Raw genomic sequence first — 13,934 nt, 5'->3', positions numbered from 1 at the left:
CAAGCCGCGACGGTTGGCGGATAGTTGCGGGCAAGGTTGCATAAAAACGGGGGAGACAAAGATGGAATTCGATCGCAGGCGCCTGCTCGCCGCCTCCGCCGCCATGGCGGGCGGGACGCTCCTGGGCCGATCGGCCTTCGCGGACATCGCGCTGGCGCCGCCGGAGAGCGTCGGTTTTTCGAGCGCCGGACTGGCGGCCTTGAACAGCACCATGCACGCCCTGGTGGACGGCCAGAAGCTGGCCGGGGTCACGACGCTGGTCGCGCGGCACGGCAAGGTGGTGCACTTCGACGCCTATGGGAAACGCGACCTCGAGAGCGGCGCGCCGATGCAGAAGGACACCATCTTCCGCATCGCCTCGATGACCAAGCCGACCATCGGCGTGGCCATGATGATGCTGTGGGAACAGGGCAAGTGGAAGCTGACCGACCGCCTCGATGAGCACATCCCGGAGTTCAAGGGCCTGAAGGTCAAGGCCAAGGACGGCTCGCTGCAGGAGGTGAAGACGCCCGCCACCATGGCCCAGATCATGAGCCATACCGCGGGCTTCGGGGTGAACAACGACTACACCGATCAGCGCTTCGGCGAGGGCGACCTGCAGGGGATGATCGACAAGCTTTCCAGGCTGCCGCTCTACAGCCAGCCCGGCACGGACTGGGCCTATGGGCCGGCCGTCGATATCCAGGGCTACATCGTCCAGAAGCTGTCGGGCCAACCCCTGGACGTCTTCATGCGCGAGCACCTGTTCGGGCCGCTCGGCATGGCCGACACCGGCTTCTGGGTCGCGCCGGAAAAGGTCGGCCGCGTGGCGCGGATCAACACCTACAAGGACGGCAAGATCGTCCCGGCGCAGGGCGGCGGCGGCCGCGACCCGTCGAAGAAACCCACCTACCTGTCGGGCTCCGGCGGCCTGCTCTCCACCACCGAGGACTACTGGAAGTTCGCCCAGATGGTCGGCAATGGCGGGATCAGCGGCGGGCGGCGCTACCTCAAGGCCGACACCGTCAGGCTGATGCGCAAGTCGGTGCTGCAGCCGGGCGTCATGGTCGACCTCTACGGCCCCGACCAGCCGGGCGTCGGCTTCGGCCTCGACTTCGCGGTGATCGAGGACCCCTCGAAGGTGCCAACGCCGCAGGGCAAGGACACCTTCTACTGGGGCGGCGCCTTCGGGACCTGGTTCTGGATCGACCCGACCAACGACGTGATCTTCGTGGGCATGATCCAGAACCTCAACGGCTCGGTCCCGACCGGCCCGACGCCGAACGTGCGGGTGATCACGCCCAGGCTGACCTACGCGGCGCTCACCGACCCGAAGAAATAGGCCGACCCGAAGAAATAGGCCGACCCAAAGAAACAGGGCCGCGCTTCAGGCCGGGTCGTCCAGGGTGAAGAGGTCGGCGCTCTCATCGTAGGCGAAGGCCTCGGCGTAGCGGGCCCAGTTGGTCACGGCCTTCAGGGTCTGGGCGGCGTCCTCCTCCGACATCAGGTCCTCCAGCTCGTCGCGGAAGCGGTGGCCCGGCGCGTGGTGCGAGGCGCGCTCGTCCAGCACCCGGCGGATGTGGCCGGCCAGCGGCACATAGGTGATCAGGTGCTGGGCGAAGAGTTGCTTGCGGGCGTCGACGTCGGCCTCGGCGTAGCGGCGCGCGTCGGGGGTGAGGCGGATGTCGCCACCCTCCAGTTCGGCGAAACGCAGGAGCTGCAGGGTCTCGGCGATGGCGAACAGTTCGTCAGCCTCAAAGTGCAGGGCTTCCGCCAGGTCGGGGAGATCGGCCTTGCCGCCGAACGGCTGGGCGCTGACCGCCTCGATCAGGCCGGCCATGGTGTTGGTGGAGACCCGCGGCAGGACCATGCCGATGCCCAGGCCCGGGAACAGGCCGTCGTTCTGCCGCTCGTCCCCCGCGCCGCGCTGGGTCATGCGCGCATAGATGCTGTCCACCAGCCGGCGAAAGGCAGGGTTCTGCCGGTTGCGCGGCTGGGGCATGTCGACCTTGATCTCGGCGACGATGCGGCCCGGGTTGGACGAGAAGACCAGGATGCGGTCGCACATCAAGACCGCCTCCTCGATGTTGTGGGTGACCATCAGGATCGACTGGATTCCCATGCGGCCTTCGCACCAGAGGTCGAGAAGGTCCGTGCGCAGGGTCTCGGCGGTCAGCACGTCCAGCGCCGAAAAGGGCTCATCCATCAGCAGGATGGTCGGGTCCACGACGAGAGCCCGCGCGAGACCCACCCGCTGGCGCATGCCGCCGGAGAGCTCCTTGGGGTAGGCGTTCTCGAAACCGTCGAGGCCGATGAGGTCGATGGCGGCGAGCGCCTTGCGGCGGCGCTCCTCGGGCGCGACCCGCTGGGCCTCCAGACCCACCTCGACGTTCTCCTGCACGGTGAGCCAGGGGAACAGGGCGAAGCTCTGGAAGACCATGCTGACGCGGGTGGGCGACGCGGCGCTGCCTTCCGGAAAGGTGATCTCCCCGCTGGTAGGCTGGATCAGGCCGGCGATCGAGCGCAGAAGCGTCGACTTGCCTGAGCCCGAGCGGCCCAGCAGGCCCACGATCTCGTTGTTGAACAGCGCCAGGTCCACGTCGTCGAGCACCAGCTGGCCGCCGCCGCCGGGCTTGCCGTAAAGGTGGCGGACGTTGCGGACGTCCAGCAGGCGATGATCGTCGATGGCGGTCATGGGGACCTCCCCTAGTCCAGGCGAAGACGGCGCTCGGCGAACCGGTACATCGGCCGCCAGAGCATGCGGTTGAAGGCGATGACGAAGATGGACATGACCGCGACGCCCAGCGCCACGCGGCCGTAGTCGCCGGCGGCGGTGGCCTTGGCGATGTAGGACCCCAGGCCCGCGGCCTCCAGATGCTTGTCGCCCCAGGTCACCGCCTCGGCGACGATGCTGGCGTTCCACGACCCGCCTGAGGCGGTGATAGCGCCGGTCACGTAGTAGGGGAATATCCCCGGCAGGGCGACCTGGCGCCACCACTGCCAGCCGCGCACCCCGAAGATGCCGGCGGCCTCCTTGAGGTCGCTCGGAATGGCGCTGGCGCCGGCGATGACATTGAACAGGATGTACCACTGGGTCCCCAGCACCATCAGCGGCGAGAGCCAGATGTTGGGGTCGGCGTGCAGGGCGACGATGACCACCACGACAAAGGGAAAGAGCACATTGGCCGGGAAGGCCGCCAGGAACTGGGCGATGGGTTGCAGCCGCTCGGCCCAGGCGGGGCGAAGCCCGATCCAGACCCCGATCGGCACCCAGATGAGGCTGGTCAGCGCGATCAGCACCACCACGCGGATGAGGGTCGCCAGGCCGTAGCCGAAGGCCACATAGGCGTCGCGCCAGTTCAGGCTGCGGGCGAGGAAGGTCCAGAGGAACCAGACGGCCGCGATGGCCGCGACCGCGACAATCGCCAGCCACAGCCCGTCGAGAACGCGGGACGTCTGGGGCCCCAGCCGCACGGGCTGCAGGCGAAGTTTGGGGATCGGCCAGTCGATGGCGGTGAGCGCGCGGGCGGGCCAGGAGAGCGGCGCCACCGCCATCCGCAGCCACCGCACGCGGCGCACCAGGTCATAGACCCAGGAGCCCGGACGGTCCTGCGAGGCGGTCTGTTCGAAGCGGAACTTGTCCGCCCAGGCGACGATGGGGCGGAAGATCAGCTGGTCGTAGAGCAGGATCACCACGGCCATGGCGCCGACGCCGATGGCGACGGCCTTCATGTCCTGGCGCTCGATGGCCAGCGCCAGCCAGGAGCCGATGCCCGGCAAGGCGATGGTGGTCTTGCCGACGGTGATGGCTTCCGACGCCACCACGAAGAACCAGCCGCCGGACATGGACATCATCACGTTCCAGACCAGGCCCGGCGTGGCGAAGGGCAGCTCCAGCCGCACGAAACGGCGCCAGGCGGAGAAGCCGAACTGGCGCGAGACCTCGTCCAGGTCGTTCGGGATGGTGCGCAGCGACTGGTAGAAGCTGAAGGCCATGTTCCAGGCCTGGCTGGTGAAGATCGCGAAGATCGCGGCGCACTCGACGCCCAGCTGGCGGCCCGGGAACAGCCCCATGAAGAAGGTGACCGTGAAGGTCAGGAATCCCAGGATCGGCACCGACTGCAGGATGTCGAGCGCCGGGACGATGAGCAGTTCGGCCTTGCGGTTCTTGGCCGCCAGCGTGGCGACCGTGAAGGTGAAGATGAGCGAGGCGCCGAGCGCGGCGAACATCCGCAATGTCGTGAGCAGCGCGTATTCCGGCAGGCGGGCCGGGTCGAGGGTGACCGGCGTGGTGCGAAGCTGGGCCAGGGGCTCGCTCATCTCGCCCGCGCCCCGCACGATCAGCACGGCCGTGGCGGCCAGCAGCAGGAAGGCGATCAGGTCCGCCCAGGACGGCGCGACGCCCACGCGCAGGAACCGCGCGAGCGGACGCGATCCAGGCCGGTCTCCGGAGAGAAATACCATCGCTCACCTCGTGGAACGCCGCGTGCGGGCGTCACGGGTCGAGCCTCAAGCCCTGCCGGACGCCCTCCGCGGCGCGTTAGATCGACTGGGACTGTCGCTGGGCATCTGGCTTGAGTTCCGTTCCATTGAACCATCCTCCGGGGGAGGATATTCAACAGGCCGCGAAATGAGCCTGTCGGCGCGGGCTGTCAAGGCGTTTGTCCGACCGTCACGAGAGTTTCACGGGGGCGGCTGCGCCGCCTGCATCGAGCCCCCAGCCCGCCTGCCCTCGCAAGCCTGATCGCCGCCGAGAGCGGCTAGGCCGCGGTGACCTCGACGGTCAGGTGGGAGAGCGACGGAAATCCGGCCAGGCGGCTTCGGTAATAGTCGCAGGACCGCGCGCGGTCCGTCGCGACCGTCACGATCGCGCCCAGGTGGCCGGGGCCAAGGCGCCACAGATGCAGGTCGGCGACCTGGTCGCCGCCGGCCTCGATCACCTCGCGCATTTTCTGGCCGAGGCGCCGGTCGGGGTTCATGTCCAGCAGGATCGCACCGGTGTCGCGGATCAGGCCGAAGGACCAGCTGGCGATGACCAGCGCGCCGACGATCCCGGCCAGCGGGTCCATCCAAAGCCATCCGAACGACCGCGCCAGGATGAGGCCGATGATCACCAGCACCGAGACGGCGGCGTCGGCCATGACGTGGACCACGGCGGCGCGCATGTTGTTGTCCCGGTGATGGGCGCCGTGTCCGGCGTGCTCGTGCTCCTCGAAGCGGACCGACCGGGTCTGCTGCGCCGCGCCGGCCGCCCCGAGGCGCACCTCGGCCGTGAAGGCGTGCGGCTCCGGAATCTCGTCGGGACTCTCCAGGACGTCGCCGCGGCGGGCGAGAACGAAGGTCTGGCGTGCGCCGTCGGGGCGGACGGTCTCGACCGTCGCCTCGTCCGGCAGGGCGGCGCCTTGGGGATGCAGGCGGAAGACCGGCGGGACGCCGTCCTCGAACACCTCCAGGCGCAGGAAGCCGTCTCCGAACGGGAGATCGTGGCCGTCGTCGTGGGCGTGATCGTCCCCGTGACCGTGGCTGTGTCCGTGGCCGTGGCCGTGATGATGGCCATGATCGTGGCCCCCGGCGCCCAACAGCCAGGCGCTGACGAGATTGACCCCCAGGCCCAGAACCGCGATCGGAATGGCTTGCCGGAAATGGATTGGAACCGGCGAGAATATCCTCGAGACCGCTTCGTAGCCGATCAGGAGTGCGATCATCGCGAGCACGATGGCGCTTGAGAAACCCGCCAGGTCTCCGAGCTTGCCGGTGCCGAAGCTGAACCGCGGGTCGCTCGCATAGCGGCGGGCGAAGGTGTAGGCCAGCGCCGCCAGCAGGAGCGCGCCGGCATGGGTGGACATGTGCAGCCCGTCCGCCACCAGGGCGATGGAGCCGAACATCGCGCCGCCGACGATCTCGAGCAGCATCATCGCGCCGCACAGGACGATCACGAACCAGACGCGCCGTTCGTTGCGCTCGTGCGCCTCCCCAAGGAAGACGTGATCGTGGCGGGCGGCGTCGGGGGTCACTTGCGGCCTCACAGGTACTTGGTGATCTCTTTGAACTCTTCGATCGCCGACTGAGGCGTCTTGGCGTCGTCCTCGACGGCATGGGTCAGGCAGTGGTCGATGTGGTCGTGGACCAGCGCCTTCTTGGCCGCAGCGACCGCGCGTTCGACGGCGTGCAGCTGCTGGACGATGTCCATGCAGGGGCGGTCCGCCTGCATCATGCCGATGACGTTGCGCAGGTGCCCCTCCGCCCGCTTGAGCCGCTTGATGATGTCCGGGTGGGTCGCATGGACGACGTGAACCATGCGCCTTGACCTATCCTCCCCGGGGGGATATGTCAAGCGCCGCATATCCTCCCCGGGAGGATGCGGCCTTCATCAGCTTGTCACGGACAAGCCGCCGTCTCGGCAACCAACCAAGCGTCACTGAATTCAGTGATCGCCCAATCGTGGGGGAGACCGATCATGCGCATTGTTCAACGCTTGGGCGCCGCCGGAATCGCCGCCCTCCTGGTCCTGGCCGGCACCGCGCCGGCGCTGGCGCAAGACGCCCAGCCGCAACAGCAGCAAGCCGCCGACGACGAGAAGACGCCGGTGACCCCGGAGACCTGGGCCTGGCACGTCCAGGCCACCGACATCCTGCAGTACTACCCGCCGTTCCACTCAGCCTTCCAGGGCCAGAACAGCTTCAAGCCGCAGGCGACCACCGGCAACACGTTTGACGCGACCCTGTACGCGGGCGTGAAACCCTGGGCCGGCGGCGAGATCTGGGGGAACCTGGAGATGTACCAGGGCTATGCCCCCAACAATACGCTGGGCGCGGCCGGCTATGTGAACGGCGACGGCGCCAAGGTGGGGCGCGCCCACCCCTACACGCGCATCGCGCGGCTGTTCGTGCGCCAGACCTTCGACCTGGGCGGCGAGGCCGACGACCAGGAAGCCGACCTCAATGCGCTCGGAGAGCGCCGGACAAAGGATCGGGTCGTGCTGACCGCCGGCAAGCTCAACGTCACCGACATCTTCGACACCAACAAATACGCCCACGACCCGCGCGGCGACTTCCTGAACTGGAGCGCGATCACCGCCGGGACCCTCGACTACGCCGCCGACGCCTGGGGCTACACCTATGGGGCGGCGGCGGAGTGGTACCGCGGCGACTGGGCCTGGCGGGCGGGCGTCTTCGACCTCTCCATCGTGCCGAACAACGCGGTGCTGACCTCCGACTTCAGCCAGTTCCAGGTGGTCGGCGAGGCCGAACGGCGGTTCACCTGGGAGGGCCATCCGGGCGCGGTGCGGCTGGCGGGGTTCGTGACCCGCGGCGGCATGGGGAGCTACGACGACGCCGTGCGGCTGGCGATCGCGACGGGCCGTCCGGCGGACACTGCGCTCGTGCGCCGCTACCGCAGCCGCCCGGGCGTCTATCTGAATGTCGAGCAGGAGGTGGCGGACGGCGTCGGCGTGTTCGGCCGGCTGGGCTTCGACGACGGCAGCCAGGAGTCCTACGAATACACCGACGTCGACCGCACGGCGCAGGCCGGCGTCTCGGTCTCCGGCGCGCGCTGGGGCCGCAAGGGCGACACGGTAGGCGCCGCGGTGGTGGTCAACCAGATCTCGGCGGCCGGCCAGCGCTACCTGAACGCCGGCGGCCTGGGCATATTGGTGGGCGACGGGCGGCTGCCCCATCCTGGCGACGAGCACATCTTCGAGGCCTACTACGCCGTGGGCCTGGCCAAGGGCGTGACGCTCAGCTTCGACAATCAGCTGGTCGCAAACCCCGCCTACAACCGCGACCGCGGGCCGGTGGACGTGGTCTCGCTAAGGCTGCACCTGGAGCGGTAGCCCCGATGGATCCCGGCCTTCGCCGGGATGAGTCGCTGCGCGCTCACTTCCCCCAGGTCGCGAAGAGGCCCACCGCGGCGGCGGCCATGACGGCGGTGGCGAGCCAGCCGACGATCTTCAGGCCGCGGCCGAGCTGGAACTCGCCCATGGCGGCCTTGTTGCTGGACAGGTGCATCATCAGGGCCATCACCGGCACGGCGACCACGCCGTTGATCACCGCGCTCCAGAACAGCGCCTTGATCGGATCGATCGGGCTGTAGTTCAGGAGCACGCCCAGGAGGGTCGCCGCCGCGATGGTCCCGTAGAATGCCTTGGCCCGGTAGGGCTTGCGCGACAGGCCCACGTGCCAGCCGAAGGTCTCGCCCACCGCATAGGCCGAGGAGCCGGCCAGAACCGGCAGCGCCAGGAGGCCGGTGCCGATGATGCCGATGGCGAAGACGGTGAAGGCGAAGGGCCCGGCGATGGGGCGCAGGGCCTCGGCCGCCTGGGACGAGGTCTGGATGTCGGTGACGCCGTGGGCGTGCAGCGTCGCCGCGGTCGTCAGGATGATGAACAGCGCGACCAGGTTAGAGAACGCCATGCCGATGTAGGTGTCGAGCCGGATGCGCCGGAACTCTGGCTCCGCCTGCTCCGGCGCGCGTTCCAGGGGCTTGGCGTCGTCGCGCTCCTTGACCTCCTCGACCTCCTCCTCGGCCTGCCAGAAGAACAGGTAGGGGCTGATGGTGGTGCCCAGGATCGCCACGACCACGGTCATGTAGGCCGGGGTGAAGCTGATCTGCGGAATCACCAGGCTCTTGGCGACCGCCAGCCAGGGCATGTGGACCACGAAGGCGACGCCCACATAGGCGAACAGCGACAGCGTCAGCCACTTCAGGATCGAGACGTAGCGCGAGTAGCGGGAGAAGACTTCCAGCAGCACGGTCACCAGGCCGAAGGCGGCGACGTAGACCAGCTGCGGCCCGCCGACCAACAGCTTCAGCCCCGCGCCCATGGCGCCCAGGTCCGCGCCGATGTTGATGACGTTGGCCACGACCAGCAGGAAGACGATCGAATAGACGACCGGCGCCGGGTAGTGGCGCTTCAGATTGCCGGCGACGCCGCGCCCGGTGACCCGGCCGATCCGCGCGCTGATCTCCTGGATCGCGCACATCAGCGGCCAGGAGAACAGCATCACCCAGGAAAGCCCGAAGCCGAACTGGGCGCCGGCCTGGGAGTAGGTGGCGATGCCCGAGGGGTCGTCGTCCGAGGCGCCGGTGATCAGGCCCGGGCCCAGCACCTGCAGGAGCTTCGGCCGGTCCGGCTGCTTGATATCGTCGGGCGCGTTGGGCGGAGGGCTGTCGGCGGAATCGGCCATGGGGTTCCCCAGCTTGAAGTTCCGACCGTAACTCCGCTGTCGCCGTAAGGCTCCGGCCAAATCGCGACCCCGGCGACTGGAGCGCTACTTCACCTTGAAAGCGAAGGCGCCGTCGGTCTCGTGGCCGTCCTCGGTCTTCATGTGCCAGGTCACGGTGTAGCCGCCGGCGGCGAGCGGTCCGGTGAACGGCACGGTGACGATCTTCTTGGTCTTGTCGAGCGCCATCGGGCCGGTGGCGACCGCGGCGCCGGCGGCGGTGGCGACCTTCACATTGGAGGCCGCCGGAACCAGCTCCTCGCTGTACTTCAGGGTCATCGCCTTGGGCGCGGCGACGGTCGCGCCGTTCTTCGGCGTGCCGGAGAGCAGGCGGGCGTGGGCGCTGGCCTGGCCGGCGATGGCGAGCGCGGCGACGGCGGCGGTGACGATGATGGCGTTGCGCATGGAAAGCTCCTTGGTCCTGTCGATTAGCCGTTCGAAGCTGAACGGCGGCTGTCCGGGTCAGAATCCGTAGGTCAGGGTGAAGCGCGCCGAGCGCGGCTCCTCCGGGTGGACTTGATAGCACGTCGAGGCGTTGGCGATGTCACAGGCCGGCGTCGGGCCGCCCGGCGCGATGCGCGTCTGGTAGAAATAGGCCGAACTGTTCGCATGGCTGTCGGCCAGGTTGAAGACCTGCAGCTCCGCCTTCAGCCGTTCGTTGATCGTGTAGCCGACGTTGAGGTTGATCTCGCTGTAGCCCTTGTCCTTCGGGTTCGCGTCGCCGTCGCTGATCGGATAGGCGCCGAGCTTGCGCCACTGCAGCCCGCCGAACCAGGGGCCGGCGTTGTTCACCAGCACGCCGAACGAGCCGATGAAGCTGGGCGCATTGGCGATCGACGTCCCGTCGAGCTGGAACAGCGCCAAGGTCGCCGCCGAGGCGCGGTAGTTGGCCTGCGACCAGGCGAGGTCGGTGTTGAGCTCCAGCCACCGCAGCGGCCGGTACTGCGCAGACAGCTCGATCCCCTGCCGGCGGCTGGGCGCGCTGGCGGTGTCCTCGCCCTCGTCGGCCACATAGCGCTGCTCGGACTGGAAGTCCTCGCGGAACACCGCCAGCTGCACCTGGGTCTTGGGGATCAGGTCGGTTCGCATCCCGACCTCGAAACCGTCCGCCGGACCCAGCAGGGGCGTCGGGCCCAGCAGGCCGGGCTGGCCCTCGCCGGGCACCGTGCCGAACGCGCCGCGCACGTCCTCGGAGTGGAAGCCGCGTCCGGCGCTGACGTAGAGCTCGGTCTGGTAGAAGGGGCCGATGGCGATGCTGCCCTTCGGCTGCAGCAAGGTCTGAGACCTCGAACCGGTGAACGCCGTCGTCAGGCTGTGGTCGTGGGCGTAGTAGACCTCCTCGCGTAGGCCGGCCGTCATCCGCAGCCAGTCGGTCCAGTGGATCGTCACCTCGCCGAACAGGCCCAGGTCGTTCAGCCGCGCGGCGTCCGAGGTGCAGGCGCCGCCAAGCGCCCGGAACGCCACCGCCTGATCGGGGTCGGTGTGGGCGTCGGCCGGCGCCGGCAACTGACCCGCGGTCGGCGACGCAGGGATCGCGATATTGCAGTAGTCGAGGACCTGGCGCGCCAGGGTGTGGCGCCGGTCGATGAACACGTCGTCGTATCGGTCCTGGAAGCCGATCTTGCCTTCAACGCCGACGCCTGAGATGTCGGCGCTGCGGGCGTAGACGGCGTTCAGGCCCAGCGTCGTGCGCGCCTCGTCCTGCTGCTCCTGGTCGCCGTTCACCGGGTCGAACAGGAAGTGGGTGAAGTCGTTCCACAACACCATCCGCGAGCGGATCGCGTAGCCGTCGACGTTCAGCGTCCAGTTGTCGCCGCCGCGGGCGAAATGGCCGGAGAGGCTGAAGCGTTCGGATTCGCTCCGGTCGGTGGGGTCCAGGGTCCCGAACCGGCCGATCACGCCGGCGTCGATCGCGCGGGCCGGCTGGTCGGTGAGCAGGCCGCCGGCGCTCTTGTAGTACATGGCGGTGAGCGCGAAGCCGTCGCCGGCGATGCCCTGGCTCAGCCGCGCGGCGCCGACCACCTTGTTGAAGTTCTCCGGCGGCGACCACGGCCCGTCGAAGTGCGAGGCGGCGCCGGCGACCCACAGGCGCATGTCGTCGCTGAAGTGCGCCGTGCCGCCGGCGTAGAACTCCTCGTCGCGCTCGGTGCCCACGGTGGCCGATAGCGTGTTCGGAAGGTCGTCGATCAGCTTCACATGGGTCGAGCCCACAGCGCCGAAATCGCCGACCTCGGCGTAATAGGGCCCCTTGGTGTAGTCGAGGCCGCCCACCACCTGCGGCATCAGGAAGTTCTGGTCGGAATAGCCCTGGCCGTGGGCGTTGGTCGGCCGGTTCACCGGCATGCCATCCACGAAGCTCGCGAAATCGGTGCCGTGGTCGAGGTTGAAGCCGCGCAGCAGGTACTGGTTGGCCTTGCCCTCGCCGGAGTGGATGGTCACCACCAGGCCCGGCACCGTCTCGTACAGCTGGCCGACGCGGAAGATCGGCCGCAGCTCGACCTCCGTGCGCGTGACGGAGCCTTGGCTGGCGGTATCCGCCGTTCCCAGCAGGTCCTGGCGCGAGGCGGTGACCACCACCTCGCTGACCTGGCCGGTCTTGGACGCCGCCGCCGCGGCGTCGGCGCCATCCGCCTCGTCGGCGGCGTGGGCCGCCAGCGGCGTCGCCAGCACCAGGGCCGACGCGCAGGCAAGCAGCAGGGTTCGCGCCGCGGGGCGGCGTGTCGTTTGGATCATCCGTCGTCCTGGGTTCGGGCTAGGTCGCCGGCTTGGCGGCGTCGAACTTCTGCTGCTTGGCCTTGATGTCGGCCGGCCAGTCGGGGAGCGGATTGCCCTGGGCGGGGCCGTTGGCCTTGATGCCCGGGTCGATCACGTACTCTTTGTGGCAGGCGGTGCAGATCAGATAGACCTTCGCGCCCTCGGCATAGACGCCGGCCTTGTCATGCTTTTCGGCCGCGGCCTTGGCCAGGATCGCCTCGGCGGTGAGCTGCTGGGCGAACTTGTCGAAGTCGGCCTCCGGCGCCCGCGGCCGGCCCGGGAGCTGCAGCGCATTGCCGGCCTCGATCAGCACGGCGGCGGCCGTTTCCATCGACTCCCAGCCCTCGTCGGAGGTCGGCGTCAGGTCCTTGGTCCCCTTGGCGGTCTCCTCGGTGCCCGAGCCCTTCCAGTAGGCGAACGAGGCCGGGTCGACCACGTGGCCCATGAACTCCTTCATGTCCAAGGCGTCGGTGTTGTACTTGGCGAGCGACGCGGGCGCGGCCGGCTTCTGCGGCTGGCAGCCCCAGATGGCGAGCGGCAGGGCGGCGCAGGCCGCGAAGGTCAGAAGGCGTTTCAAGGTCCTGGGTCCCCAAGGAGTCTGCGGGCGATTTTATTGAAACAACCCATACTTTGCCATTCGCGCGCCTGTCCGGTTAAATACGGTCTCCGAGGGGTTACAGGGGGTTACAGGTCGCTTGTCCGAGGGATCCGCGCAGGCGGAAACCAGCCAGATCCGGGACTTGGCGCAGCGCCTTCGCGCGCGCCAGGCGCTGGGCCGTTCCGAGGGCCTGAACCGCCTGTTCGACTACCTGGCCGAGCGCGCGGCGGAGGGCGCGCGGCCCAAGGAGTTCGAGGTGGCCGCCGCGGTGTTCGGGCGCACCTCGGCCTTCGACGGCTCGCAGGACGCCTCGGTGCGGGTCGCCGTCCACCGCCTGCGCCGCAAGCTCGACGACTTCTACGCCGGCCCCGGCCGCGACGAGCCGGTGCGGCTGACCATCCCCAAGGGCGAATACCGCATGGTGGCCGAGCCCAGGCCGGAGCTGGAGATCGCCGCCGTCGCCGTGGCGCGGCCCTGGCGGACCTACGCCATCGCGGCCCTCGCGGTCCTGGCGCTCCTGAACCTGGCGGCCTGGGCGCTCTTCTGGACCACGCATGGGACCGAGCGGACGGTGGCGCGCGCCCAGGGCGCCGCGCCCTGGCGCCAGATCCTGCAGTCCGAGCCCCCGACGCTGCTGGTGCTGGGCGACTATTACATCTTCGGCGAGATCGACGAGCCGGCGGGCGTCGACCGGCTGATCCGACAATATTCGATCAACTCGGCGGCCGACCTCGACGACTGGCTGATGGACAATCCCAAGGCCATGGGCCGCTACCGCGACCTCGATCTCTACTACCTGCCGGTCGGCGCGGCCTTCGCGCTGCGCAGCATCGTGCCGGTGATCGCGCGCGACTCCGCCCACGGCCAGAACCTGCACGTGGTGATGGCGTCCGACCTGACGCCGGAGATGCTGAAGCGCAACAACATCATCTATCTCGGCTACCTGTCAGGCCTGGGCGTGCTGCGCGACCCGGTGTTCGCCGGCTCGCGCTTCTCGGTCGGCGAGACCTATGACGAACTGCAGGACAACGTCAGCCACCGCCATTTCGTCAGCCAGGGCGGCGGCCCGAGCCAGGGCGACGTCAACCGGCGCGACTATGGCTATGTCGCCGCCTTCAAGGGCCCGGCCGGCAACCGCATCGTGGTCATCGCCGGCGCCCGCGACACCGGCCTGCAGGAGGCCGCCGACGCCATGGCCAACCCCGACGCACTGAAGGCCTTGGCCAAGGGCGCGGCCGGCGCCGACAACTTCGAGGCGCTCTACGAGGCCGAGGGCATCGGCCGCTCCAGCCTGGGCGGCAAGCTGATCGTCGCCGCGCCCCGCAGCGCGGTCGACCCCTGGACTTCGCAGCGCAACCTCAGCTTCCCGCAGGGCTAGGCGC

The 13,934-nt window shown here is 68.9% G+C and carries 11 protein-coding genes; 3 read left to right on the top strand and 8 right to left on the bottom strand.

Annotation, left to right across the window (positions count from 1 at the left end):
• Nucleotides 1-61: 61 nt before the first annotated feature.
• Nucleotides 62-1,321, top strand: a complete 1,260-nt coding sequence (locus VKQ35_RS11340) for a serine hydrolase domain-containing protein (protein WP_324361619.1) — start codon at nucleotides 62-64, stop codon at nucleotides 1,319-1,321.
• A gap of 45 nt (nucleotides 1,322-1,366) precedes the next feature.
• Here the strand turns inward: VKQ35_RS11340 and VKQ35_RS11335 are convergent, their stop codons facing one another.
• From VKQ35_RS11335 to VKQ35_RS11320, 4 genes are all read right to left on the bottom strand, one after another.
• Nucleotides 1,367-2,674: a nitrate/sulfonate/bicarbonate ABC transporter ATP-binding protein gene (locus tag VKQ35_RS11335; RefSeq protein ID WP_324361617.1), complete on the bottom strand. Its 1,308-nt coding sequence runs from the start codon at nucleotides 2,672-2,674 to the stop codon at nucleotides 1,367-1,369.
• An 11-nt stretch (nucleotides 2,675-2,685) separates the two neighbouring features.
• Entirely contained in the window at nucleotides 2,686-4,443 is a 1,758-nt protein-coding gene (locus VKQ35_RS11330; protein WP_324361615.1) for an ABC transporter permease subunit, read from the bottom strand.
• Nucleotides 4,444-4,739: 296 nt separating this feature from the next.
• Nucleotides 4,740-5,993, bottom strand: coding sequence for a CDF family Co(II)/Ni(II) efflux transporter DmeF (gene dmeF, locus VKQ35_RS11325; RefSeq protein ID WP_324361613.1), 1,254 nt, complete (start codon nucleotides 5,991-5,993; stop codon nucleotides 4,740-4,742).
• Between the two features lie 8 nt (nucleotides 5,994-6,001).
• Nucleotides 6,002-6,277: a metal-sensing transcriptional repressor gene (locus VKQ35_RS11320; protein WP_324361612.1), complete on the bottom strand. Its 276-nt coding sequence runs from the start codon at nucleotides 6,275-6,277 to the stop codon at nucleotides 6,002-6,004.
• Between the two features lie 159 nt (nucleotides 6,278-6,436).
• On the opposite strand from VKQ35_RS11320, the gene VKQ35_RS11315 reads away from it, so the two are divergent.
• On the top strand, nucleotides 6,437-7,810 hold the full coding sequence (locus tag VKQ35_RS11315) for a carbohydrate porin (protein ID WP_324361610.1): 1,374 nt from the start codon (nucleotides 6,437-6,439) through the stop codon (nucleotides 7,808-7,810).
• Nucleotides 7,811-7,853: 43 nt separating this feature from the next.
• Here the strand turns inward: VKQ35_RS11315 and VKQ35_RS11310 are convergent, their stop codons facing one another.
• The 4 genes from VKQ35_RS11310 to VKQ35_RS11295 all read right to left on the bottom strand — a co-directional run bounded on the left by VKQ35_RS11310 (nucleotide 7,854) and on the right by VKQ35_RS11295 (nucleotide 12,531).
• On the bottom strand, nucleotides 7,854-9,164 hold the full coding sequence (locus VKQ35_RS11310) for a divalent metal cation transporter (RefSeq protein WP_324361608.1): 1,311 nt from the start codon (nucleotides 9,162-9,164) through the stop codon (nucleotides 7,854-7,856).
• An 84-nt stretch (nucleotides 9,165-9,248) separates the two neighbouring features.
• On the bottom strand, nucleotides 9,249-9,605 hold the full coding sequence (gene copC / locus VKQ35_RS11305) for a copper homeostasis periplasmic binding protein CopC (RefSeq protein WP_324361606.1): 357 nt from the start codon (nucleotides 9,603-9,605) through the stop codon (nucleotides 9,249-9,251).
• A gap of 57 nt (nucleotides 9,606-9,662) precedes the next feature.
• A complete protein-coding gene (locus VKQ35_RS11300; RefSeq protein WP_324361604.1) occupies nucleotides 9,663-11,933 on the bottom strand; it encodes a TonB-dependent receptor in 2,271 nt (756 codons plus the stop codon).
• A gap of 19 nt (nucleotides 11,934-11,952) precedes the next feature.
• Complete coding sequence (locus VKQ35_RS11295; RefSeq protein ID WP_324361602.1) at nucleotides 11,953-12,531, bottom strand: hypothetical protein; 579 nt, start codon at nucleotides 12,529-12,531, stop codon at nucleotides 11,953-11,955.
• Nucleotides 12,532-12,694: 163 nt separating this feature from the next.
• Between VKQ35_RS11295 and VKQ35_RS11290 the strand changes: the two genes are divergently transcribed.
• Nucleotides 12,695-13,930, top strand: a complete 1,236-nt coding sequence (locus tag VKQ35_RS11290; RefSeq protein WP_324361600.1) for a helix-turn-helix domain-containing protein — start codon at nucleotides 12,695-12,697, stop codon at nucleotides 13,928-13,930.
• Nucleotides 13,931-13,934: the final 4 nt, after the last annotated feature.

The organism is Phenylobacterium sp. (assembly GCF_035309685.1).
Taxonomy (GTDB): Bacteria; Pseudomonadota; Alphaproteobacteria; order Caulobacterales; family Caulobacteraceae; genus Phenylobacterium.
Note: the sequence above shows the minus strand (reverse complement) of the source record. Positions and strands in the feature narration are given on the sequence as shown.